This window comes from Asaia spathodeae NBRC 105894 (assembly GCF_025994195.1).
In the GTDB taxonomy this organism is placed as follows: domain Bacteria; phylum Pseudomonadota; class Alphaproteobacteria; order Acetobacterales; family Acetobacteraceae; genus Asaia; species Asaia siamensis.
This window is the reverse complement of sequence record NZ_BAPY01000007.1, coordinates 18,074-41,482: the sequence shown is the minus strand read 5'-3', so window position 1 is coordinate 41,482 and position 23,409 is coordinate 18,074. Positions and strand designations below refer to the sequence as shown.

Sequence of the window (23,409 nt, the reverse complement as noted above, 5' to 3'; positions counted from 1 at the left end):
AACAGCCCGAAACTGAAGAAGTTCTCTCTGCCTTTTCTAAAAGATCGTTTCAATCTCAGGAATGTAACCGTAACGCCTTGAGACAATCCTCGCGTTGCAAGGCATAGACGATGTCATGCGTCGCCAGCAGGGCGGGCTGAAGCTGGTGCTTCCAGCGGGCTTCACCTGCGCCGCAGATAGCCCGGCCCGAATAGGGGCTGTGGGAAACGGGGGAGAGGGCTGCAAGCCCCGCAAGCGTGTCTTTCTGCAGACGCTCTCTAAGCGCCTGTTGCATGGAAGCTTTTTCATATCTGGGCGTGTAATCGAGCAGCGCACGCAGCGTCGCCGAACTCAGTGCCGGGTCATTGGTCGCAACATCGCTGACGACACGCGACCAGTTATGATTCAGCGTCAGTCGCCAGGCGACAGCACGCGGACCATCGCTCGAGATCTGACGCGACAGGGCGGCACTGAAATGTGACGGGGCCGCCCCTGCGAAGGCGATTTCCATCGGTGCCACTACGAGAGCAGCAAGGGCCAGCAGAAAGCGAAGCATGATTCTCCCACAGGCAATTTTTCTGAAGCGCGAAGGCTGCGAAGGAAACATGGCAGCAGAATGGCCGATTTTTTGCGAAAAGTGCAGGCATCCTAAAGGAGGTTTCGCAGGGCGGCAGGATGCTCTACAGATCGCTCCAGCTTTCAAAATCCAGGAGTGATCATGGCCACTATCCCTGCTTCAGAGCTGACCCGTCTGCAAACGACGCTGCGTCGCCTGCTCGGCTCACCCAAGCTGACCGTCAACCCGCCGGCACGAGCCGGTCACACGGTTGAACTGGCTGTCAATGACGAAGTCATTGGTACGGTTCATCGCGATGATGACGAGGGCGAGGTCTCCTATGCCATCCATATTACGGTGCTTGAAGAAGATCTTCCCCCGGCCTGATGACCGTGGCTGAGGAGGCGTTTTCTGTACCAGCCGTTACAGGCCGGTGCAGCAGATGCCCGTTTCGGCCTGTCTGAACTGCGAGCTTTGCCCGCCACCCCACGCCTTGATGGGGTTGGCTGAGTAAAGCGTGAGGCGCCGTCATGGCAATCGTGACTTCCGGCGCTGTAAAAAGCGCCGGATTGCGGTCGGCGTGAACAGGGAGAACGCCTCAATGAGCAAGGCCCCAGACGCGAAAACCGGCACAAAGGCTGTTTCTGCCAGAAAACCGTCAGGCAGAGCGGCCTCGGCGAAGGCCCAGACCCGATCGGCAAAAGCAGAAGATCGCAGAACCGTTGCTGTAATCATCCCGTTCTATAACGGCGCCCGCTACATAGAACGCGCCATACGCAGCGTTCTCGCCCAGACAGTGAAGGCCGACGAGTTCCTCATCGTCGATGACGGGTCTTCTGAAGAAGAATCCTCCCGCTTGCAGGCCATTGCTGCGCGCTATGATGTGAGCGTGCATCACAAGGAAAACGGCGGACAAGGGAGTGCCCGCAATCTTGGTGTGTCTCTGACGCAAGCAGCCTTTATCTGTTTTCTCGATCAGGATGACTTCTTCCTCAAGAACCATATCGAGCTGCTTCTGGGGCATATTCCCAAGAACGACCCGCATTTCGGCTGGGCTTATGGCGACTTGATGGAGGCGGACGAAGACGGCCATATCATCGCCACCTCGATCGTCACCCGACACAGCAAACACCCGAAATATTCGATCGAGGATCTGATCGAGCGCGATATGCATATCCTGCCTTCAGCGTCGATCATTGGCCGCGAGGCGTTTGAGGCGGTCGGAGGGTTCGATCAGCAATTCATGGGTTATGAGGATGACGATCTTTTCCTCAGGCTGTTTCGTGCCGGCTTCACGAGTTACTTTTTTCCGCAGGCCGTTACGGTCTGGTGCATCAACAAGAACAGCACGTCCTACAGCATTCGCATGAGTCGCAGCCGGATGTTGTACATCCACAAATTGTGCAGGCTTTTTGCCTCAGATCCCGAGCGGCGTGCGATCTATGTGCGCGACCTCCTCTTTCCCCGGTTCAGCAATCTGATTGCGGGAGAGGCCTTCAAGTCGATCTATTTTGCCCGTTACGAGCATGAGATCAGAATGGCGCAGCATCGCGATGAGCTGATCGGTATGTTTGATGAGTTCGTGGGCATCATGTTCAGCCATACGCGTCTGCGCATCGAGGATCGTGTCCGTCTGCGCCTGCTTCAGCTTTGCCTGCACTCGAAGTCACGCAATGTGCTGGTACTGCCCTACACCATTGCCAGAGTGATGCACCGGTTTGGGCTGGGGGCTACGCGCCGCAAGTTCTGAGAGGGCAGCGCGTTTGACCGCACGGAAATCAGATGGCCTTCGGAATATCGAAGCCGGTGATTTTCCATCGCCATTGTTCGAACTTCATGTGCACGATTGTCGGTCTCTGGCCGGGCGCGGTCACCAGACCGGCTTCAAAGCGCAAGGGCGAGACAAAATGGGCCGATAGGCGGGCGTAAAGCTGTCTCAGACTCGAATCGGGAGCCGTTCGAGGGGTGTCAACCATCTGCGACGCCATGGTCATGAGCAATTCCGGCGTCAGGCGCGTATCGATGGCGTGAGAGACGGCATTGCTGGCAAAGGACGAGCCGAAGTCCGGAAGGTCATCTGCTGCTGGCGGCGGTCCGATCAGAGCGTCAATGGCTTCGGCCTTGAGATTAGTGCTCAGCGCGCTCCAGTCGATATGCTGAGAAAGAGTGATTGTGTCGTGGCTGCGCAGCGCCGAGGAGAGAGACCAGAGCGCGAGATAGGGAGAAAGAGCGTAGATGCAGGCCAGCGCGACAAAAAGAGCCCCCATGATATGGGGCATGCGCTTGAATGAGGGCCATGTCAGGCGCTCCGAGAACGCTGCAGCTTCGTAGGGGACTCCGGCGGGGTCTCTCATGGCGTTTCTCTTAATACTGGCAAAAGGGACATGAACGCACGACCACCGTGCGTCTTTATCGATCAAGCCGGCAACAAGCGTCGTTCCGGATGGCAGAAGCCTCTGTTTTCTTCGGTGAACGCTACTATGTTATGGGAGTGGACACGCTTTTGTCATCTAAATCCTGAGAGCCAACGAAGTTTTCTTTGAGAGCCGGATTTCCTTTGCATCATGTCGCCCGATTTGCCTGATCTGACCTTCACCGATGATGCCCTGAGCCGTTATTCGCGGCATATCCTGCTGCCGGAAATCGGAGCGTTGGGGCAGGCGCGTCTTCGCGAATCGTCTGTTCTGGTCATTGGGGCTGGTGGGCTCGGCAGCCCGGTCGGGCTTTATCTTGCAGCTGCGGGTGTCGGGCGGATCGGTATCGTTGATGACGATCATGTCGAGCTGAGCAATCTGCAGCGTCAGATCCTGTTTGAGACCGGCGATGTCGGTCAGGGCAAGGCCGATAGCGCTGTGTTGCGTCTCAAGGCGCTCAACCCGGAAATAGAGATTGTACCCCACCCTGTGCGGGTGACTGAAGAGAACCTGCCGGATCTCATCGGTGCCTATGATCTTGTCTGTGATGGCAGTGATAATTTCCCGACACGCTACGCTGTTGCCGATTGCTGCTGGGCATTGGGAAAGACACTCGTCTCCGGGGCGGTGCAGCGCTTCGACGGAACACTTTCGACCTTTGTGCCCGGCCGGGGTCGCCCCTGCTATCGCTGTCTGATGCCGGATGCCGAACAGAGCGAGGCTTTGAGCTGCGGTCAGGCAGGAATCTTTGGTGCCGTCACCGGGGTTATCGGCTCGCTGATGGCGATAGAGGCGCTGAAGGAGCTGCTTTCTCTCGGGCAGGGGCTGAGTGGCCGTGTTCTAGTCTGGAGTGCACTCAATGCGTCGTTTCGGAGATTCGATCTGCCGCCGGACCCTGAATGTGCCTGTTGCGGAGGGGAACGCTGACGATGCGCGTGATGGGAATCATTCTGGCCGATCGCTCTTTCGAACGGGCTCATCACGCGTTTGTGCTCGCTGCGGGAGCGCTGGCTCTCGGGCGCGATGTTGTCCTGTTTGCCGGGGGCTTGAGCGTCGAGGCGCTGCGCCAGGACTGGTCTGCACTGGAGGGTGTGGCGCTCGATACACAGTTCCAGGAGAGGGGGGTCGCAGGGTTCGAAACCCTGCGTTCCGCCGTTTTCGAGCTTGGCGGCGAGGTTCTGGCCTGCGAGGCCGGGATGAAGGCCGCCGGTCTCACTGTTGAGGATCTCTGTGGCGGGACGCGTGTCTGTGGTGTGACGAGCTTTCTGGAGCGCACAGCTGACGCTCAGATTTTGAGCCTGTAGCGCGGTCGCCCTCTTGCCCGAAGCGCCACAACTTGGCACCCATGCACCCATGAAGACATTCCGCATCGTCTACGGCATCGGGCTGACGATTCTGCTGCCGTTCGGCGCGCTGGCAGAAGCGGCGCCACAGACGACAAAACACCCTGCACATCACCATAAACATGCAGCCTCTTCCTCAGCCTCGGCCAAGGCCGCGGCGGCTGAGACAGGCGCCCATCACAAGAAGGCGGTAGGCAGGAAGCATAAATCTGCCCATGCCAGCGAAGGGACACGCGTCGCGAAGTCTCACACCACTGGCAAGCATCATGCGCGTGCCGCTGTCGCGGCGGCGGGTGTTGCGGCAGGTGCGGCTGCGGTTGCAGCGCAGCCTGTGCCGCCTTCTGCCGATGATGCCGCCGCAGCGGCTGCCGCACCCGACGCGCCCCCGCAGGACAAGGGGACCAATACAGGCCTGCCGTTGCCTCGCTTTGCTGCGATGCGTGCAGACAAGGTCTTCATGCGCAAGGGGCCGGGACAGCGCTATCCGATCGAGTGGGTCTATCACCGACGCGGGCTGCCTGTTGAAGTGGAGCGCGAATTCGACGTCTGGCGTCTGATTGAAGACTCGGATGGCATGAAAGGCTGGGTGCATCAGGCAACGCTGGTCGGCCAGCGTACCTTCGTCATTCCCGGTCAGCCCCCTGAAGGTCATGCTGCGGCTGTGGGCGAGGCCTCGGCCAAATCGGGCGATGTGATCGGCAAGGCCGATGCGCGTGTGCTGGGCTATGTGCCTGGCGAAAGCGAGGCGCGCCAGCGCCAGGGCGATACGCTGCTTTACAGCCAGTCTGATGAAAACAGCGCCATCGTCGCCGTCCTGCAGTCGGGAACCGTGGGGACGCTCAAGCTGTGCCCTCAGGGTTCGACATGGTGCAAGGTGGTGGTCAAGGGGTATACGGGATGGCTTCCCAGACGTGTGTTCTGGGGGCTGTTGCCAGGAGAGACGCTTCAGCCTAGCTGAGGCTATGATATGCAACGTGCAGCAATTGGATCGGAGATCAGTATGACATCCTCACCTCAGGCAGCTTCGGCTCAGGGCACGGGAGTGAAGAAAGAGGCCGAGCAGCGCCGCACGAAGATCGTTGCGACCCTCGGCCCGGCCTCCTCCACGCATGAGATGATCCGCACACTGGCTCTGGCCGGCGCTGACGTGTTCCGTCTGAACTTCTCGCATGGGTCGCATGAAGACCATGCCAAGCGTCATGCCACCATTCGCGACGTCGAGGCCGAGCTTGGCCGCCCGCTCGCTATTCTGGCTGACATGCAGGGTCCAAAGCTGCGCGTTGGCACGTTCGCCGATGGCAAGGTGGAGCTGATCGAAGGCGCCCGTTTCCGCCTTGATCTGGATCGCACGCCCGGTGACGCCCGCCGCGCCTGTCTGCCGCACCCCGAAATCATGCGTGCTGCCGAGCCCGGCAGCCGTCTGTTGCTCGATGATGGCAAGATGCGTCTGCGCGTCGTCTCCTGCGACGAGACGCATATGGAAACCGAAGTCGAAGTCGGTGGCTGGCTGTCCGAGCGCAAGGGCGTGAACGTGCCTGACGTCGTGCTGCCCATCCCGGCCCTGACCGAGAAGGACCACAAGGATTTTGCCTTCGCTCTCGATCTCGGTGTCGAGTACGTGGCGCTTTCCTTCGTGCAGCGTCCTGAAGACGTGCAGGAAGCCAAGGACATCGCCAAGGGCCGCGCCTGGATCATGACCAAGCTCGAGAAGCCGCAGGCCATGGAGCGTCTGAGCGACATCATCGCGCTGTCTGACGCCGTGATGGTGGCTCGTGGCGATCTGGGCGTCGAGCTCCCGGCTGAGGAAGTGCCGATCGAGCAGAAGCGTGCGATCCGCGAAGCCCGCTTCCAGGGCAAGCCAGTGATCGTTGCCACGCAGATGCTGGAAAGCATGATCACCTCGCCGACACCGACGCGTGCAGAAGTGTCTGACGTCTCCAATGCCGTGTTCGATGGTACGGACGCTGTGATGCTCTCTGCCGAAAGCGCAGCAGGCAAATACCCGCGCGAAGCCGTGGAAGTCATGGCCCGTGTGACGCGTCGCGTCGAGAACGATCTTGAATGGCGCATGCAGGAAGAGGCTCTTCGCCCCGACAGCGATGGCACGACCGGTGGCGCCATTGCAGAAGCTGCATGGCATGTTGCGCAGTCGGTCTCGGCAGCGGTCATTGTGGTCTACACGCAGAGCGGCCGTGGTGCGCTGCAGATTGCCCGTGAGCGTGCCGATTGCCCGGTTCTGGCCCTGACGCCGGATGATGAGACGGCGCGTCGCCTGAACATGGTCTGGGGCGTCCGCGCCATGTCGGTCGGTCAGGAAACGCCGGTCTATGGCGTCGAGGGCGTGGTCGATCAGGCTGTCGGTCTGGCCGTATCGGAAGGCTATGCCGAAAAGGGCGACAAGCTGGTTCTGCTCGTCGGTCTGCCTTTCGGCCAGCAGGGTTCGACCAACACCCTGCGCGTCGTCACCATCTGAACGCGTTACTGGCGGGGTACAGCCCCGCCAGTAAGCCTTCGGTAGAGGGTCTTCGGAGGGCAACGCCCCATGGCTGAGGCGGAGTAACTTCCCGCCTCCCGCAAGGGAGCGAACCCCTCCCTCTTCAGCCTTGCTGAAAAATCAGGCCTGCCGGTTTTCGATCAGGCTGCGACGGATACGCCGGCCACGCGAGATCGTCTCGACAATGGTTTTCTCGTCGCCCTTGCGTATGGCCTCTGCCATGGCGGCGGCATCCTGACTGAAACGATCGAGCACGCTCAGCAGGGCATCGCTGTTGTTCAGGAAAATGTCGCGCCACATGGTCGGGTCAGAAGCCGCAATGCGGGTGAAATCCCGAAAGCCCGAGGCGGCGAAATCGAGCACTTCGGCACGCATGTCTTCAGCCAGCGTATCGGCAGTGCCGCAGATGGTGAAGGCAATTAGATGCGGCAGATGGCTGACCATGGCGCAGATCGTGTCGTGATGATCTGGATCCATGATGCGAATGCGCGCCCCCATGGCGCGCCAGAAATTTGCGATGCGGTCTATGGACGCTTGTGGGGCATCCCCTGACGGGGTGAGCAGGCACCAGCGATCTTCGAAAAGCGTCGCAAAGCCGGCATCTGGGCCTGAATGCTCCGTGCCCGCCATGGGGTGGGCCGGTACATAGGCGATATCATCGCGCAGATGAGGGGTGAGAGCCTCGACAACGCTGCGGCGCGTCGAGCCCACATCGGTCAGAATGGCGCCCGGCTTCATATGAGGCAGGATGGCGGCAGCCACAGGGGCAATAGCCCCGACCGGAACGCAGAGCATGACGCAGTCGGCATCTTCGACCGCTTTCTGCATATCCTCGGTAACGATATCGCCCAGATCGAGATCGCGTATCCGTTCGAGAACAGCGGGGTCGCGATCAGCTACGACGAGCCTGTCGACCAGACCGGGATGGGCGCGCAGACGTCGCAGGACGGAAGAGCCGATCAGCCCCGGCCCTATGACGCAGAACGTACCAAAAAGAGGCATCGTCATGATGCTTCGCTCCCAGTGGCGTTGTCGCTGTAATCGAGGGTTTCGCTGGCCTTGGCTTCATGCTTGCTGGCACGCAGGCGGCGCATTTCGGAAATCTGCCAAAGCGCCATGACAGGAATACCGATCGCAATATCCCGCCCGCGACGCAGAAGGGAGAGACCAAGAGAGATTTCGGCCTCGATACCGAAGAAATAGCCGAGAGCAACATAAGCCGCCTCCTGCACGCCGAGCGCGGCAGGCACGAGGAACGAGGCTGACATGATGCCGCACACGACACCCTCGATGGCGACTGCACCGATATAGCCGATATGGGCGCCGAGCAGTTCCAGCGACAGCCAGGTAACGCCAGCGCCACCGAGCCAGCAGAGCAGATGCATCATGGCGCCGCTTGCGATGCGAGCCGGGCGGGCCCAGAGCAGGTCGAGCTGCCCCTGAAAACTGTCCATGTTGTCGATCAGCGTCGTGCGCCAGCCTTCGGCAATATGACGCCCAAGGAAGCGTGCGGCATGATGAATGGCCACGCCGCCGCGCTGCTGGGTCCAGATGAAGCCTGCGATGCCAAGGGCCAGCAGGGCCATCCCTCCCAGAACGGGCCAGGTGAATTTATTGGCGCCGGTATGGGAGAAAAGGCATGCCAGAGCGATGATGACAAAGACGATCTGGCCCAGCACCTCGGTCGTGATGTCGACAATATTGGTCGCAACGGCAGCAGGCCATTGCAATGGGCCGAGCCTGCGGCTGAGGGTGGGCATGCTGCAGGTGGCGCGAATGCCGATCACCATGCCGCCGAGCTGGGAAAAGGGCAGGCAGTTTCCTGCGGCGTCACGCACAGCGCGTGAGGCGATGGTTCTGAAAAGTCCGACTTCTGGACAGGCGAGATACCAGGAGGTTCCGAGCCCGACATCGACCAGCGCCTGACCGGCAACCATGGCCAAAAATCCGCCGACTCCGATACGCTGCATGGCGGTGAAAACATGACCGATGCCGAGCCAGGCCATGATCCCTGTCAGCAGAGCGAGGCCGAGCAGGGAGAGGATGAAGGTCAGGGTTTTCAAGGCCAGTCTTGTCCGAACGACGCAGGGTTGCGAGGGCCCTCATATGGCCAGGGAAAAGGGCAGATGAGGTTTCTGCGGCATTTTCTAGAATATGTCGCGCTGTCGAGTGTTCGCGGCTGTCTACACCAGACAGTCTGCTTTCGCTACTCCAAGGCGTAACATGACGAAAAAGCCATCACCCGCAGGTTGCTTGTCCTTCCGTGAACGGTATGGTGCGATATCAATTTGCAATAAACGTGAGCATCAAGGCCTATCATGAGCGAATACACGCTGATTACCGGGGCAACCGGTTTTGTTGGCTCGGCAGTCGCGCGTATTCTCAAGCAACGGGGTCACAGGATCAGGCTGCTGGTGCGCGCAGGGGCTGATCTGTCAAATCTCGAAGGACTGGACGCCGATCTGGTGATCGGTGATCTCACCGCGCCTGAGAGTTTCGGTCCGGCTCTCGCCGGGTGTCGCTATCTTTTTCATGTGGCCGCCGATTATCGCCTCTGGGTGCCGGACCCCGCTGTCATGATGAGGGCCAATGTCGAGGGCACGCGTCGGTTGATGATGGCTGCGCTCGATGCTGGTGTGGAGCGTATTGTCTATTGCTCGTCTGTTGCCGCCCTCGGCCTGACCAAGGATGCGACACCTGCCAATGAACTTACCTCTGTCACCGAACACGACGTGATCGGGGTCTATAAACTTTCGAAATACCGGGCCGAGCAGGAAGTGCTCAAGCTGGTGCGCGAGCGTGGCCTGCCTGCAGTGATCGTCAATCCGTCCACACCGGTAGGCCCGCGTGATATCAAGCCGACCCCGACAGGTCAGATGATTGTCGATGTCGCCTCTGGCAATATGCCTGCTTATGTCGATAGCGGGCTCAACATCGTGCATGTCGATGATGTGGCCGAGGGGCATGCCCTGGCGCTGGAAAAAGGCGTGATCGGCGAGAAATACATTCTCGGTGGTGAAAACTACATGCTTGGCGATTTCTTCTCCCTGATCAGCGAGGTTGCCTGCGTCAAGCCGCCGCGTATCCGTCTCAGACAGTCTTGGCTGCAGCCTGTTGCCATCGTTTCGGAATGGCTGGCGCGCGGTTTTGGGATCGAGCCGCGTGTGACGCGCGAGACGCTCGCCATGTCGAAGAAAAAGATGTTTTTCACCTCTCTCAAGGCCCAGGAGCAACTTGGTTATGCGCCGCGTCCGGCGCGCGAGGCTGTGGCAGACGCGATAACCTGGTTTCGCGAACATGGGCGGATCTCTACGAAATGATCAGAAATCTGATGGCCGTCTCTGCGCTGGCGGCCTGGGGTAAATTGCTTTTTGCCCATGGCCGTTTCTGGCGTACCGGCACCCGATTGACCCCGGTCAATACGGTGTCGGCCAGTGTGTGGCCGGATGTCGCTGTCGTCGTGCCCGCCAGAGATGAAGCCGAGTCGATTCAGCCATGTCTCGCGACGCTGCTGCAGCAGGATTACAAGGGCAGGCTGAGTGTCATTGTGGTCGACGATGGCAGTACGGATGGTACGGGCGATCTGGCCCGTCAGGTGCCCGACCCGCATGGTCGCCTTACTGTTGTGACCGGGCGCGAGCGACCGGAAGGCTGGAGCGGCAAGCTCTGGGCGGTGCATCAGGGTGAGATGGTCGCGCGCGAAAAGGTGGATGCAGACGGATTCATTCTGCTGACCGATGCCGATATTCTGCACTCGGCCCTGCATCTCGAAACGCTGGTCGAAAAGGCGCAGCGCGACGGGCTTGATATGGTCTCGGAAATGGTGGTGCTGAACTGCGAAAGCGCCGCCGAACGCCTTCTGGTGCCTGCTTTCGTCTATTTCTTCGCGATGCTCTATCCGTTCGAGAAGGTCAATGATCCGGCTTCCGAAGTGGCTGGTGCAGCGGGCGGTACGATCCTGGTGCGTCGTGCGATGCTCGAACGTATCGGCGGTGTCGAGACAGTACGCGGGGCGTTGATCGATGACTGCTCTCTGGCGTCTGACATCAAGCGGGCCGGGGGCAAGCTCTATCTTGGCCATAGCACGCTTGCCTGGTCGATCCGCCCCTATCGCGGGGCGGGCGATATCTGGCGCATGATCGCCCGCACAGCCTATGTGCAGCTGCGTTATTCGCCGGTCATCCTGCTCTGCACGATAATCGGCATGGGGCTGGTCTGGCTGGCACCTGTCTATTTTGCGCTGTTCGGTCGCGGGCGGGTGCGCGTCATGGGGGGCGCCTCGCTGTTTCTGGCTGCCGTCTCCTTTCTGCCAACACTTTCACGGTTTAAGCTTTCGCCCTTGCGTGCGCTTGCCCTGCCGGTTGTAGCGGCGTTCTATATGGCGGCAACCATCGGGTCTGCGGTCGATCATCATCGCGGGCGCGGCGTTCAATGGAAAAGCCGCTTTTATACCGAGGAGACCCACGCCTGATGAACGCCATCAGCAAGACCATCGACCCGGTCTGGGGCGAGTCTGACGTCACCTCGCCCAAGGGCGCAGGCGACGAGAATTTCCCGGTCGGGTCTCTTCTGTTCGCGAAAGCGAACCGGGCGCATGTCACGGCCTATTACAATTTTGCCCGTGTCATCGACGATATGGTCGATAACGCCACGCTTTCTGCCGACGCCAAGATTGCAAGGCTGAAAGGCATGGAGGAGGTCATTCGCGGCGAGCGCGAGGCGCTCTATCGTGCCGATGCGCAGACAGCCGCGATCCTGCGCCGCCATCTGCTCCAGACCGGCGTGCCGCTCGAGACCGCGACCGATCTGATCACGGCGTTCGTCCAGGATGCGGTGAAGAACCGTTATGGCAACTGGGACGAGTTGCTGGGCTATTGCCGCTTTTCGGCCAATCCGGTCGGCCGTTTCCTGCTGTTGCTGCATGGCGAAAAGGTCGAGACGCTCCCGCTCTCGGATGCACTTTGCAGCGCGTTGCAGGTGCTCAACCACCTGCAGGATGTGACGGGCGATCTGAAAACCCTCAACCGCTCCTATCTGCCGCAGGATATGCTCGATGCCGAGGGCGCCAAGGTAGAAGATGTGCTTCTGGCGCGCAGCAAGCCCGGGCTACGCCGTGTGTTCGACCATCTGCTCGACGAGGTCGATCATCTGAATCGTGAGGCTTCGGCCCTGCCGGGTCTGGTACGCGATCGGCGCATGCGCGCCTATTGTGCGGTCGTGGTGGCGCTCTCGCAGCGTCTTGCCACAAGGCTGCGTCGTGAAGATCCTGTGGCGGGCCGGGTCAAGCTCGGTCGTGGCGACGGGGTGCTTGCTTTTGCCAAAGGCGCACGGACACTCATCGGTTAAAAAAAGGACCGATCCAGCCTCGCGAAAGGCGGTCGGTCCGTTTCTTTTTCCTCAAGGCCATGCTGGGCGTTGAGGGGAAAAACCGCGAAGGGAGCTGCCTCCCTTCGCGAATGCGGGGCCAGGGCCCCGCATGATGATCAGGCCAGAATCTGGTCGAGGGCGGCGCAGAAGCCTTCCATTTCCTTCATCGAGCCAACGCTCACGCGCGACATGGTCGGCCAGATATCCCAGTTGCGGCCGATTTCGACCTTTTTGGCGGCAAAGGCCGTCTTCATCTGGGCCGCAGGCTTTTTCCAGTCCACGAGGAACATATTGGCCTGACTGCCGGGCACGATGCGGATATTGCGCTTGGCAAGGTGATCGAAGGTCATGCTGCGTGCGGCGATCATCTCGTCGCGTCGTGCCTTGATGGCATCGGCCTGGGTCAGGCTGACCGCACCCGCAGCGAGCGCCACGATGTTGAGCATGGAGATCATGTTCGGGCCGTCATAGCGCATCATGCGCTTGTGCAGGTCCGGCCGGGCGAAGGAGAGGCCGAGACGCAGGCCAGCCATGGCGAACATCTTTGAGAACGTGCGCAGAACGATGACGTCCTTACCCTGCTTGACCAGCGAGATGGCGCTGGGGGCGCCCGAGAAGTGGATATAGGCTTCGTCAACGATGATGACCGAACCGGCAGGCTTGTTGTCGGCCAGCCAGGCAATGTCTTCCAGCGGGGTGACGGTGCCGGTCGGGTTGTTCGGGCTGCAGATGTAATAGGCGCCTGCATTCGGGTCGGCCTTGAGCATGGCGCGCACGTCGGTGGCGTAGCCGTTATGGGCCGAGAGCGGCACGCGCGTCAGCTTGATCTTCATCCAGTCAGCCGTGCGCCAGGCGGCTTCATAGGTCGGGTTGGCCGTTACCAGACCGCGTTCGGGCGAACAGAAGGTCACAACCGAACGGCAGAGCGGGTCGCTGGAGCCGGGCCAGGGCAGGATGTGCTCTTCGGAAATGCCCTCAACTGACGAGGCGGTACGCAGCAGGGTTGAGCGCAGGTGGTCGGGCTCGTAGCGGTTGCCATAGGGCACCTGAGCCTGGCCTGCCGTGACGGCAGACGGGAAAGGGCCGGTCCAGCATTCGTTGCTGCCGATACGGATCATGTCGGGATGGCCCACAAACGGGTCATCGCCGGGTGCCTTGATGGCGGCAAAAGCCGAGGAGCTGAACTGGGTCAGGGCGGCGCTCATGCCGAGCAGGCTCGTCAGGCGGCCAAAATGGCGGCGTGAATATCCACGTTCCAGAAGATCTTCTTTGGCTTCCTGGGTGAGTGGCGCGGTCATGAGCTTATCTCCGATGGGTCAGATGACAGCAAGGAGACGGTCATTCGTTTCGAATGTCAAATCATTTTCCACACGAAATTTCGGGATTTTTATCAGTATTCTTTCTTTTCACCCTTGAGGGGGATCGAAGTTGGAAGATTATTGCCGCCAGCATAGGTCAGAAGCAAGACTGTTGCCGTATCGCCTGAAACGCCACGATGGGCGTCATCCATGCTCTCGGCAAAGGCCTCGCCCTGATGGAAGGTGTGACTCGCCCCGCTGGCCTTGTCTTCAATCGTCAGCTGGCCTTCCAGCACATAGCCGACATTGGGAATGGGATGCGTGTGCCAGGGCAGGGCCGTATGGGGCGGGATGGTCAGTTTGATCATCATGAGCGTGGGCTGGCCCGAGGGATAATGCGTATAGGCCTTGCCGTTCCATGAATGGTCGGCCTTGAGCAGGTGATCGGCATGGGCGGTGGCCGTCTGCTGCGCATGAGCCTGGCCCGTGAGGCCGGCACCCAGCCCCAGGGCGAGCGTGCCAAGAGCGAGAGAGTGTGAGAATCGCATGGTGTGTTTTCCTTGTTGCAGAGGGGCCCCCTCAGGGGAGCGAACAGGGTCAAAACGCCCGTGGCGCGGGCCGGATTTTGCTGTTTGATTTTTTGCAGGTAAAAGGCGCAGCTCTTGGATGATACAGGGATGAAGCGGTGAGCGGGTTTCGACAGGAAGCGGTGCTGGGCTGTGCCTCGGCCGATCTTGAGCATGTTCATGCCATTGTAACCCGCGCTGGCACGTCGTTCGCCAAGGGAATGAAGATTCTCCCGCCGGAAAAACGTTACGGCATGTTTGCCGTCTATGCGTTCTGCCGCGAGGTGGATGACATTGCCGACGGGGATGTTCAGGTTCCGGATCGTCTCGAGGCGCTCAAGGACTGGCACAAGCGGATCGACCGCCTTTACGAGGGTGAGACCCAGGACGGGCTCGATCGGGTGCTGGTCGCCACCATTGTCCGTTTTGGTCTGCGCAAGGAAGATTTTGCCGCCGTGATCGACGGCATGGCGATGGATGCGGCAGGCCCGATTGTGGCCCCCGACGAAGCAACGCTCGACCTCTATTGCGATCGCGTGGCCTCGGCGGTGGGGCGGCTTTCGGTGCGCGTCTTCGGTGATTCCTCTCCTGAGGCCGATCGGGTGGCGCATCATCTCGGGCGTGCGCTGCAGCTCACCAATATTTTGCGTGATGTGCAGGAAGATGCTGACAGGGGGCGTCTCTACCTGCCACGCGAATTGCTGGTGCGGTACGATGTGCCGCTCGACCCGCAGGAGGCGCTTTATGCGCTGGGGCTCGACCCGATGGCCCGTATCCTGGCAAAGCGCGCAGCCGATCATTTTCGTGAAGCACGTCGTGCCATGAAACGCTGCGACTCCGTGGCGATGCGTCCGGCGCGTATCATGGCAGCGTCGTATCATCCGATCCTGAAGGCGCTGCTGCGTCGGGGCTGGCGTCACCCGGACGTGCCGGTGAAGATCAGCAAGGCCGCCCGCATCCTGCGTTCCCTTCTCGCCTATTATCGCTGATCCATGACCCATGTTCATATCATAGGCGGTGGTCTGGCCGGTCTTTCCGCTGCGGTTGATGTCATAGGGCGGGCGCGTGTCTCGGTTTATGAAGCAGGCCCTGCCTGTGGCGGGCGGGCGCGTTCCTATTACGACAAGGCGCTCGACGCGCGTATCGATAACGGCAACCATCTGCTGCTCTCGGCCAACAAGGCGAGCTTTCGCTACCTCGGTCTGATCGGTGCCGAAAAGACCCTGACGGGTCCGGGGGCGCCGCTATTCCCCTGGTTCGATCTTTCAACCAACACGGGCTGGACGCTTCAGCTGTCGAGAGGGCGCGTACCGTTCTGGGCGTTTTCCAGACGCCGCCGTGTGCCGGGTATGAAACTCAGGGAGCTGGCGATGCTGGGGCGCCTGTTGAAGGCGGGGCCGGATCAGACGGTCAGCGCGTTTCTGGGCGAGGGCATGCTGACCCGCAGATTGCTGGAGCCTTTTGCGATTTCGGCGCTCAATACGCCACTCGAGACGGCAAGTGCTGCGCTTCTGGCAGCCATCATGCGAGAGACCCTGGCTCTTGGCGGCACGGCCTGCTGCCCCTGGTATCCGGCTGAAGGTCTGTCGGAGAGCTTTGTCGATCCGGCCATTGCCCATCTCAGGCGGCTTCAGGGCGAAGTGCATTGCGGCACGCGCATTGCCGGGCTCGATGTGCAGGATGGACGTGTTGTCGGACTGAAAAGCGGCAGCGAGACCATTGCGATCGGGCCGGAAGACAAGGTGGTGTTTGCAGCCCCTTCGCCCGTGGCGCGCACGTTGCTCGAACCGCATTTGCCCGGTTTCACGGCGCCGGATGCCTATGAGAGCATCATCAATGTCCATTACCGCCTGCCGGGGCCTGTCACGGCGCGTGGCATGCTGGCTAAGGTCGGGTTCGTCGGGCTTGTCGGGGGTGTTGCGGAGTGGATCTATCTTAAGGGAGAGATTCTTTCCGTGACTGTGAGTGCGGCAAATCGTTATGCTGCGCGGGATAATGACGAGCTGATTGCGACAATCTGGTCGGAAATCCGTCAGGCTGTCGGGCCGGTTCTTGTCGAGACCTTGCCTGAAGCCGTGCCGCCTGTGCGTCTGGTGTGTGAAAAGCGGGCGACTTTTGCCGCCACGCCAGCGCAGGATCGGCTGCGGCCTCAGGCAAAAACGGGTTTGGCCAATCTGGCGCTCGCCGGAGACTGGACCCAGACGGGTCTTCCCTCGACCATTGAGGGAGCAATACGCTCGGGCTCGGAGGCCATCAGGGCTCTGGGTCTGTCACATTGATATCGAGACTGTATTTTAGAAAGGACAAGGGCGGGCAATGTTGATCTATTCCGACGTTCTGGAGCGCCATGAGACCGGAATTCCGGCCGAGGCGGATATTGGCCAGGTGCGTCAGGCTATCGATTCCGCCCATGCCGCGCTTGCCAACAGGCAGAATGACGATGGCCACTGGGTGTTCGAGCTGGAAGCCGACGCCACCATTCCGGCCGAATATGTCCTGCTTGAGCACTACCTCGACCGGATCGATGAGGAAAAGCAGGCGCGTATTGGCGTCTATCTGCGCCGTATCCAGGGCGCGCATGGCGGCTGGCCGCTTTACCATGATGGCGGTTTCGACCTTTCCGCTTCGGTGAAGGCGTATTTCGCGCTCAAGGCGATCGGGGACGATATCGACGCGCCGCATATGAAGCGCGCACGTGAAGCCATTCTTGATCGTGGCGGTGCCGCACGAACGAATGTCTTTACGCGCATCCAGATGGCCCTGTTCGGCGAGGTGCCTTGGCGTGCCACGCCGGTCATGCCGGTCGAACTGATGCTCGTGCCCAAGGCAGCCGTGTTCTCCATGTGGAACATGTCCTACTGGTCGCGCTGTGTGGTGGCACCGATGCTGGTGCTGCGTACCCTCGAGCCGCGTGCCATCAATCCGCGCAATATCCATATCCAGGAATTGTTCGTCACCCCGCCGGAAGAGGTGAAGGACTGGATTCGCGGGCCTTATCGCTCTGTGTGGGGGCGGGTGTTCAAGCAGGTCGATACGATGCTTCGGCCGATCGAGCATCGTTTCCCGCCAGCCTTGCGCAAGAAGGCCATCAAGGCGGCGATCGACTTCATCGAGCCGCGTCTCGGTGAGGGCGGGCTTGGCGCCATTTATCCGGCCATGGCCAATGTCGTGATGATGTATCGCGAACTCGGCGTGCCCGATAACGACCCCCGCGTCGAACTGGCCTGGAAGGGCATTCAGGAACTGCTCGTCGAAAAGGAAGACGAGACCTATTGCCAGCCATGCGTCTCGCCTGTCTGGGATACGGGGCTTTCGGGTATCGCCATGGCAGAGGCCGCCTCCGGCCCCGATGCCACGCGTCCGAAAGAGACGCGCGAGCGCCTTCAACGCAGCATGGAATGGCTGCGCCAGCGCCAGATACTGAACGTCAAGGGCGACTGGGCCATCAACTGCCCCGATGTGCGGCCTGGTGGCTGGGCTTTCCAGTACGAAAACGACTATTACCCCGACGTGGATGACACGGCGGTGGTCGGCATGCTGCTCAATCGTGAAGATCCGGAGGGCAATCGCGAGGCAATCGCCCGCGCCCGCGAGTGGATCGTCGGGATGCAGAGCACCAATGGTGGCTGGGGCGCCTTCGATATCGACAATGATCTCGATGCGCTGAATCATATTCCTTTCGCCGATCATGGGGCGCTGCTCGATCCGCCGACGGCGGACGTCTCGGCGCGCTGCGTCTCTTTCCTGTGCGAACTGGGCTTCCCTGAAGACCGTCCCGTCATCGAACGGGGTCTGGACTATCTTCGTCGCGAACAGGAGGCAGAGGGCTGCTGGTTCGGGCGCTGGGGCACGAACTACATCTATGGCACCTGGTCGGCGCTTTGCGCCTTCAATATCGCAGGTGTACCGCATGACGATCCGGCTGTGCTGCGCGCAGTGGCCTGGCTGGAAAGCACGCAGCGTGAAGATGGCGGCTGGGGCGAGGATTGTGCCTCTTATGAAGGGGCAACGCCTGGCGAATACGATATGAGCCTGCCGACCCAGACGGCCTGGGCGGTTCTGGGTCTGATGGCTGTCGGGCATCGCGAGAGCAAAGCGGTGAAGCGTGGCATTTCCTATCTCGTCTCGCAGCAGGACGAGAAGGGCGAATGGCAGGAGAAGCCCTATAACGCAGTCGGTTTCCCGAAGGTCTTCTATCTGCGCTATCACGGTTACAAGCAGTTCTTCCCGCTCATGGCGTTGTCGCGCTTCCGCAATCTGGGACTGAGCAATTCCGGCCGGGTCGAGCACGGTTTCTGATATGCTTGGTGTTCTCGTTGGGCTGAAAGCCGAAGCGCGCCTGATACGGGCGCGTTGCCCCGATGCGATGGTGGCTATCAGTGGCGCCAGCGCTGCCGGGGCGCGGGCAGCGCTGGCGCGTCTGCTGGAAGCCGGGGCAAGCCGTCTTCTATCTTTCGGCTGCGCCGCCGGGCTGGCGCCCGATCTGATGCCCGGTGCCCTTGTGATTCCGCAATGGGTGCTGGTGAACGGTTCGCGCATCAAGACCGATGCGGCGCTCTCGCGTGAATTCGGTGTGGGGGAGCCCGGCGTGCTGCATGGCGGCATTCTGCATAGCGACGGGCTTGTCGCGACGGCTGCCGACAAGGCCGCCCTTCATGCCCAGACCGGCTGTCTGGCCGTCGATATGGAAAGCGGGTTTGTGGCCAGTACCGGCCTGCCCTTTGCAGTCCTGCGTGTTGTCTGTGACGATTCAAAACGCGATCTACCCCCCGCAGCGCGCGATGTCCTGGCAGAGGGGCGGATCTCGCCCTTCAAGCTGATGCGCAGCCTCGTGCGTCAGCCGGGTCAGATAGGCGATCTGATGGCGCTTGGCCGTGATGCCAAGACAGCACGCGACGAGATGGCCCGGTTTCTGGGTCGTTCAGCCTGAACCATATTTATCGGTGAGTACGTGCTGAGGAAGCGGTCGGATTTGCCCGATGGCGTCTGCATCGGCTGTTTCAACGCATGGCATTCATTACCATTTGCCCAGGACAAGGGGTGCCATGTTACGCAAAGTGAAATTTTCGGAAAACTTCGTAATGAAGGTGTGATACCGGGGAAGTTTTGCATCACGCTCCCGGTATCACAGTTGTTATGGACGATAATACTGTGTTTAAAAATAGGCAGAGACTGCCTGTTAAAAAATATAATATGTTTTTCTTTCTTTGATTTACTCGCAATTCTGACCGGTCAGGGTGCCTGATCATGGCAACGCAGGGGCGAAGCCCGACCGTGGGTATGTGTCTGAAGCGCTGAGCGTCTTCGCGTCTTTCTGACGGCTGCACCAATACGGGGCTATAGCCGTCAGAAACCTTGTGGGTGTCAGGCCTGTTTCAGCGTGAAGGGGCCAGATATTTCTCTACCAGCCCGACGAAAAGCGACGCACCGGGGATGATGTTGGCGTCATTGAAGTCGAAGCCGCCATTATGCAGTGGCGTGCCATTGCACCCTTCCGTACCATTGCCGACAAACCAGTAGCAGCCATTGGGATGAGCCTGCAGCATGAAGGCGAAATCCTCGCTGCCCATGAAGGCAGGGCTGTCATGGCAATGATCGGCGCCGACGATTTCGGCGGCGGTATTGCGGGCGAAATCAATCGCCTTGTTGCCATTGACCAGAACCGGGCTGCCATTCTCATGCTCGATCGTGGCCTGGCATTCGAAGGTGAGCGCCGTATTCGTGGCGATGTCGCTGATCCGGCTCAGTACGAGTTTGCGCACCTCATCGGTCATGGTGCGGACGGTCAGAAGCAGTTCGCCCTCAGCCGGAATGACATTGGCCGCGCGCCCGACATTGAGGGCGCCGATTGTCACGACAGCCGGGGCGAAAGGGTCGACATTACGCGAGACGATGCTCTGCAGTGCCATGACGAGCTGGGCACAGGCCAGAACCGGGTCCTTGGCTTTCTGGGGCATGGCACCATGGCCGCCCTTGCCTTTGATTGTGATCTTGACCGTGTCAGAAGACGCCATGGCGGCGTCCTTGTGGAAATAGAAATTGCCGCTCGGGAAGCCGGGCATGTTGTGCTGCGCAAAAATGAGATCGCAGGGATATTTGTCGAACAGGCCGTCATCGATCATGCGGCTGCCGCCACAGAGCAGCTCTTCTGCAGGCTGGAAAATGAGGTGGAGTGTCCCGTCGAAAGGGCGTTTTTCGGCAAGATATTTGGCCGCGCAGAGCAGCATCGTGGTGTGTCCGTCATGGCCACACATATGCGAAACGCCTTCCTGGGCGCTTTTCCAGGGGAGGCCGGTCGTCTCCACAATTGGCAGCGCGTCCATTTCGGCGCGCAGGCCGATGATTTTCTTGCTGCTGCCGTTGCTCAGCGTGGCGACAAGCCCCGTGCCGCCGATGCCGCGCTCGATGGTGTAGCCCCATTCTGTCAGCTTCGACGCAACGATATCGCTGGTGCGTTTTTCAGTGAAGCCGAGTTCGGGATGCGTATGCAGGTCGTGGCGAAGCGCGATGAACTCGTCCTTGAGCGGGGCGAGTTCGTTCAGAAGGGATGACACGGGTGCAAGCCTCATTGCTGTTGATGAAGGGCTCCAGGCCAGGAACCCTTACTTGCCTGTGTCAACGACCCTGCGTCGCTGTCGTTACCGCGCCTGCTCTTCACAACATGACGAGCAGGCTTTCGTAGAGGAGGGTCAGCCCTGCCCGAGCCCGGTCTGGCTGATCAGGAAAAGATAGAACAGGAACACGGCGTCCAGTCCCAGCACCATCGGCGTGAGCCGGACGAACTGGCGCGTGACCAGCAGCATCAGCGAATAGAAGAGCAGACCGAGCGCGAGGCTGATCATGAAATTGCCGGTCAGCACGGCGATCAGCAGCATGAATGCCGGGGTGAGAAGCGCCTCCTGCGAGCCATTGGCGGCCTGACCCAGAGCCGAGAGCATGGAAAGTCCGACGAGAATGAGCACGGGCGCCGTGGCTTCCGGAGGAATCATCACGATAAGCGGCCACAGCACGGAAGAGGCGGCAAAGAGCAGGGCGACAATGAGTGCCGTGAGCCCCGTCCTACCCCCGGCTTCCACGCCGACAAGGCTTTCGACATAGGCCGAGACGGTGCTGGTGCCCAGCGCCGAGCCGATGATGCTGGCCGAGCCATCGGCAGCGAAGGCAGCGCGACCGAGAAGGGTGGTGCCGTCAGGCTTTGTAAGACGTGCCCGGTTGGCGACACTGTACATCGTGCCGGTGGCGTCAAAGAAATCGCTGATCAGGAAATAGAGCGTGATCGGCAGCAGCAATTCGAGATGTGAGAAGAAATCGCCGAAATTGAACGGAAACAGCAGATGGGTCGGGTAATGCGGCCATTCCACGACATGATGCGGCAGGCTGGCCACGGCATGGCCGTCCTTGTGGACGAAGAGGCTGACCAGTGTGACGGCCAGAATGGCAATCAGCATCCCTGCCGGAACGCGCAGGACAATGAAAACTCCGGCAAGAAACAGACCGAACAGGGTGAGCAGGGCGGAAGGATCGCTCAGGCTGCCGAAATGGAAACCATCAGGCGCAGCCACGGCCAGATTGCCTGTCACCATGCCGAGGCGGGCGATGAAAATGCCGATGGCAACCTGAATGCCCAGCACAATGGGCTCGGGAAAGGCCTGGATGATCTTGTGCCGCAATTTCGTGACGGAAAGGGCGGTAAACGCGATGCCGCCGATCAGAACGATGGTGAAGGCCGTACGCACATCGACATGCATCTGATTGACGACGATCTGGGCAAAGATCGCATTGCTGCTCATGGCCGGAGCCAGGGCAATAGGCATGTTGGCAAACAGCGCCATGAGCAGCGTGCCACAGACAGCCGCTGCAATGGTCGTCATGATCATGTCATGCGACGCAAGCCCCGCCTTGCTCATGATGGCCGGGTTGACCGCCATGATGTAAGCCATCGCGCCGAAAGTCGTGAGACCTGCCAGAATTTCACGCTGAACGGTCGAGCCTCTCTGTCCGATCTTGAAACGGCGATCCAGCCAGGAGGAAAGAGGAGAAGAGGTCACGTTTGGCGGGCTCCGGGCAGGAAAGAGACGTGGCGTCGTTCTAGGTGGGGAGGGCCCGTGGCGACAAGGGCCTTGAGCCCCTGATCGCCGACTGACTCACTGTATGGCGCGATACGTGTCGCGCAGGCCACCCTGAAGCGGGGTGAGTGAGCCGTCATTGTTTTCGGGCAGCAGACCGAGCAGCATCATGAGCAGCGGGTAGACATCGACGTTATCGATGGCTGGCAGGGTCTTGTGCGGCGAAAAGGCGGGGCCGGACGCGATGAATGTGGCCATCATGTCAGGGGTGGCCATGTCGTAGCCGTGCCCTCCGGCGGAAACATGCTCGTGCGGCTCGCGTGTGAGGGTCCAGCCGGTTTCGGCGAGGCAGAGCCAGGCAGGAACGCGTGGGTTACTGCCGTAATGCAGCCTCTCGGGAATATGTGCTTTTGGCCAGCAGGTGACGTGGTCATGAGGGATGGAGAGCGCATGGGCGAGTTCGCGCTCATGACCTGGCACGGGGTTGATTCCGGCATAGGGACCTGACGTCACGATCTCCATGGCATGGGCCGGGGCCAGGCTGGTCAGGGGAATGACTCGTTGAGGGCTGAGGGCTGCCATGCCGTGATCGGAAACGATTAGGATATTGGCAGCCACATGGCGCTGCGCGAGGCCGCTGATCAGACCGGCCAGCGCCGTATCGACCTGCTTTGCCGCTACGCGGGTTTCAGGCGCGAAGGGGCCATATTTATGGCCTGCATGGTCCACCCCGTCGAAATAGAGGAGCGAGAGCGCAGGGCGCTTGTCGACTGGACGGTCGAACCAGGACAGCACGGTATCAACCCGCTGGGTCGGGGTGCGTGAGGCATCGAAATGATACCAGATATCAGGGCGTGTGTTCAGGATGGGCACGTCCGAGCCGGGCCAGAACATCACGGCAGTCATGAGCCCATGGACCTGGGCTGTGACCCAGGCCGGTGTGCCATTATCCCACCAGCGCGGGTCGTCGAGCCCCGTCTTCTTGCCGACACTGAAGATTTCGCCCGGAATATCAGGATCGATCATGGTGTTGCCGATGACACCATGATGGTCGGGGCGCAATCCGGTGACCAGCGTGTAGTGATTGGGAAAGGTGATGGACGGAAAGGATGGGCGCATCGGGGCGAAAACCCCCTGATCGGCCAGCGCGTCGAGTGTAGGGGTGTCGCCCTGATGCAATGTGTCGGGCCTGAAGCCATCTATCGACACCATGATGACGGAGGGCAGGCCTAAAGCTGTTTCAGCTTTCGGGGCCACAGGGCCGGTTTCACAACCGGCCAGACACAGGGACAGGATCAGGATAAAAGGGAAGCGCGCCATCCTTTC

22 protein-coding genes are annotated in these 23,409 nt (G+C 60.4%); 13 read left to right on the top strand and 9 right to left on the bottom strand.

Going from position 1 to position 23,409, the window contains the following annotated elements:
• Positions 1 to 55 precede the first annotated feature (55 nt).
• Positions 56 to 535 carry a hypothetical protein gene (locus AA105894_RS07040; RefSeq protein ID WP_267311092.1) on the bottom strand — a complete coding sequence of 160 codons (480 nt, stop codon included), beginning with the start codon at positions 533 to 535 and terminating at the stop codon, positions 56 to 58.
• Positions 536 to 697: 162 nt separating this feature from the next.
• Here AA105894_RS07040 and AA105894_RS07035 point away from each other — a divergent pair, with 162 nt between their 5' ends.
• Together AA105894_RS07035 and AA105894_RS07030 are read left to right on the top strand one after the other, a co-directional pair.
• On the top strand, positions 698 to 922 hold the full coding sequence (locus tag AA105894_RS07035; RefSeq protein ID WP_188427520.1) for a DUF3126 family protein: 225 nt from the start codon (positions 698 to 700) through the stop codon (positions 920 to 922).
• Positions 923 to 1,136: 214 nt separating this feature from the next.
• Positions 1,137 to 2,285: a glycosyltransferase family 2 protein gene (locus tag AA105894_RS07030; RefSeq protein ID WP_267311091.1), complete on the top strand. Its 1,149-nt coding sequence runs from the start codon at positions 1,137 to 1,139 to the stop codon at positions 2,283 to 2,285.
• 28 nt (positions 2,286 to 2,313) lie between these two features.
• Here AA105894_RS07030 and AA105894_RS07025 read toward each other — a convergent pair whose 3' ends face one another.
• Positions 2,314 to 2,889 (bottom strand): DUF2939 domain-containing protein, encoded by a 576-nt coding sequence (locus AA105894_RS07025; RefSeq protein WP_267311090.1) that lies wholly within the window; start codon positions 2,887 to 2,889, stop codon positions 2,314 to 2,316.
• Between the two features lie 210 nt (positions 2,890 to 3,099).
• On the opposite strand from AA105894_RS07025, the gene AA105894_RS07020 reads away from it, so the two are divergent.
• The 4 genes from AA105894_RS07020 to pyk are packed head-to-tail and all read left to right on the top strand — an operon-like array spanning position 3,100 to position 6,765.
• A complete protein-coding gene (locus AA105894_RS07020; protein WP_267311089.1) occupies positions 3,100 to 3,876 on the top strand; it encodes a HesA/MoeB/ThiF family protein in 777 nt (258 codons plus the stop codon).
• Positions 3,877 to 3,878: 2 nt separating this feature from the next.
• Entirely contained in the window at positions 3,879 to 4,253 is a 375-nt protein-coding gene (locus AA105894_RS07015; protein ID WP_267311088.1) for a hypothetical protein, read from the top strand.
• Positions 4,254 to 4,302: 49 nt separating this feature from the next.
• A complete protein-coding gene (locus AA105894_RS07010; RefSeq protein WP_267311087.1) occupies positions 4,303 to 5,250 on the top strand; it encodes an SH3 domain-containing protein in 948 nt (315 codons plus the stop codon).
• 42 nt (positions 5,251 to 5,292) lie between these two features.
• Positions 5,293 to 6,765 carry a pyruvate kinase gene (pyk, locus tag AA105894_RS07005; protein WP_188427526.1) on the top strand — a complete coding sequence of 491 codons (1,473 nt, stop codon included), beginning with the start codon at positions 5,293 to 5,295 and terminating at the stop codon, positions 6,763 to 6,765.
• Positions 6,766 to 6,906: 141 nt separating this feature from the next.
• Here the strand turns inward: pyk and AA105894_RS07000 are convergent, their stop codons facing one another.
• Together AA105894_RS07000 and AA105894_RS06995 are read right to left on the bottom strand one after the other, a co-directional pair.
• A complete protein-coding gene (locus tag AA105894_RS07000) occupies positions 6,907 to 7,788 on the bottom strand; it encodes a prephenate dehydrogenase/arogenate dehydrogenase family protein (protein WP_267311162.1) in 882 nt (293 codons plus the stop codon).
• A 2-nt stretch (positions 7,789 to 7,790) separates the two neighbouring features.
• Positions 7,791 to 8,849 (bottom strand): lysylphosphatidylglycerol synthase domain-containing protein, encoded by a 1,059-nt coding sequence (locus AA105894_RS06995; RefSeq protein ID WP_267311086.1) that lies wholly within the window; start codon positions 8,847 to 8,849, stop codon positions 7,791 to 7,793.
• 255 nt (positions 8,850 to 9,104) lie between these two features.
• On the opposite strand from AA105894_RS06995, the gene hpnA reads away from it, so the two are divergent.
• From hpnA to hpnC, 3 genes are read left to right on the top strand one after another with little or no spacing between them, the layout of a single operon-like run.
• Entirely contained in the window at positions 9,105 to 10,106 is a 1,002-nt protein-coding gene (gene hpnA, locus AA105894_RS06990) for a hopanoid-associated sugar epimerase (RefSeq protein ID WP_267311085.1), read from the top strand.
• Positions 10,103 to 11,257, top strand: coding sequence for a glycosyltransferase (locus AA105894_RS06985; RefSeq protein WP_267311084.1), 1,155 nt, complete (start codon positions 10,103 to 10,105; stop codon positions 11,255 to 11,257). The genes hpnA and AA105894_RS06985 overlap by 4 nt, the downstream gene beginning before the upstream one ends.
• The gene (hpnC, locus tag AA105894_RS06980) at positions 11,257 to 12,132 is read left to right on the top strand and encodes a squalene synthase HpnC (protein ID WP_267311083.1); all 876 of its coding nucleotides are present in this window, start codon (positions 11,257 to 11,259) and stop codon (positions 12,130 to 12,132) included. The genes AA105894_RS06985 and hpnC overlap by 1 nt, the downstream gene beginning before the upstream one ends.
• Positions 12,133 to 12,269: 137 nt before the next feature.
• Here hpnC and AA105894_RS06975 read toward each other — a convergent pair whose 3' ends face one another.
• Together AA105894_RS06975 and AA105894_RS06970 are read right to left on the bottom strand one after the other, a co-directional pair.
• On the bottom strand, positions 12,270 to 13,451 hold the full coding sequence (locus tag AA105894_RS06975) for a pyridoxal phosphate-dependent aminotransferase (RefSeq protein WP_267311082.1): 1,182 nt from the start codon (positions 13,449 to 13,451) through the stop codon (positions 12,270 to 12,272).
• A 92-nt stretch (positions 13,452 to 13,543) separates the two neighbouring features.
• Positions 13,544 to 13,999 (bottom strand): cupin domain-containing protein, encoded by a 456-nt coding sequence (locus AA105894_RS06970; RefSeq protein ID WP_267311081.1) that lies wholly within the window; start codon positions 13,997 to 13,999, stop codon positions 13,544 to 13,546.
• A gap of 137 nt (positions 14,000 to 14,136) precedes the next feature.
• Here AA105894_RS06970 and hpnD point away from each other — a divergent pair, with 137 nt between their 5' ends.
• From hpnD to AA105894_RS06950, 4 genes are read left to right on the top strand one after another with little or no spacing between them, the layout of a single operon-like run.
• Positions 14,137 to 15,006: a presqualene diphosphate synthase HpnD gene (gene hpnD, locus AA105894_RS06965; RefSeq protein WP_267311080.1), complete on the top strand. Its 870-nt coding sequence runs from the start codon at positions 14,137 to 14,139 to the stop codon at positions 15,004 to 15,006.
• A 3-nt stretch (positions 15,007 to 15,009) separates the two neighbouring features.
• Complete coding sequence (gene hpnE, locus AA105894_RS06960; RefSeq protein ID WP_267311079.1) at positions 15,010 to 16,296, top strand: hydroxysqualene dehydroxylase HpnE; 1,287 nt, start codon at positions 15,010 to 15,012, stop codon at positions 16,294 to 16,296.
• 37 nt (positions 16,297 to 16,333) lie between these two features.
• Positions 16,334 to 18,316 carry a squalene--hopene cyclase gene (gene shc / locus AA105894_RS06955; RefSeq protein WP_188427533.1) on the top strand — a complete coding sequence of 661 codons (1,983 nt, stop codon included), beginning with the start codon at positions 16,334 to 16,336 and terminating at the stop codon, positions 18,314 to 18,316.
• 1 nt (position 18,317) lies between these two features.
• On the top strand, positions 18,318 to 18,947 hold the full coding sequence (locus tag AA105894_RS06950; RefSeq protein WP_267311078.1) for a phosphorylase family protein: 630 nt from the start codon (positions 18,318 to 18,320) through the stop codon (positions 18,945 to 18,947).
• 445 nt (positions 18,948 to 19,392) lie between these two features.
• Here AA105894_RS06950 and AA105894_RS06945 read toward each other — a convergent pair whose 3' ends face one another.
• The 3 genes from AA105894_RS06945 to AA105894_RS06935 all read right to left on the bottom strand — a co-directional run bounded on the left by AA105894_RS06945 (position 19,393) and on the right by AA105894_RS06935 (position 23,403).
• Positions 19,393 to 20,571 carry a M20 aminoacylase family protein gene (locus tag AA105894_RS06945; RefSeq protein WP_267311077.1) on the bottom strand — a complete coding sequence of 393 codons (1,179 nt, stop codon included), beginning with the start codon at positions 20,569 to 20,571 and terminating at the stop codon, positions 19,393 to 19,395.
• A gap of 135 nt (positions 20,572 to 20,706) precedes the next feature.
• A complete protein-coding gene (locus tag AA105894_RS06940) occupies positions 20,707 to 22,065 on the bottom strand; it encodes an NCS2 family permease (protein WP_267311076.1) in 1,359 nt (452 codons plus the stop codon).
• A 96-nt stretch (positions 22,066 to 22,161) separates the two neighbouring features.
• Entirely contained in the window at positions 22,162 to 23,403 is a 1,242-nt protein-coding gene (locus tag AA105894_RS06935; RefSeq protein ID WP_267311075.1) for a nucleotide pyrophosphatase/phosphodiesterase family protein, read from the bottom strand.
• Positions 23,404 to 23,409: the final 6 nt, after the last annotated feature.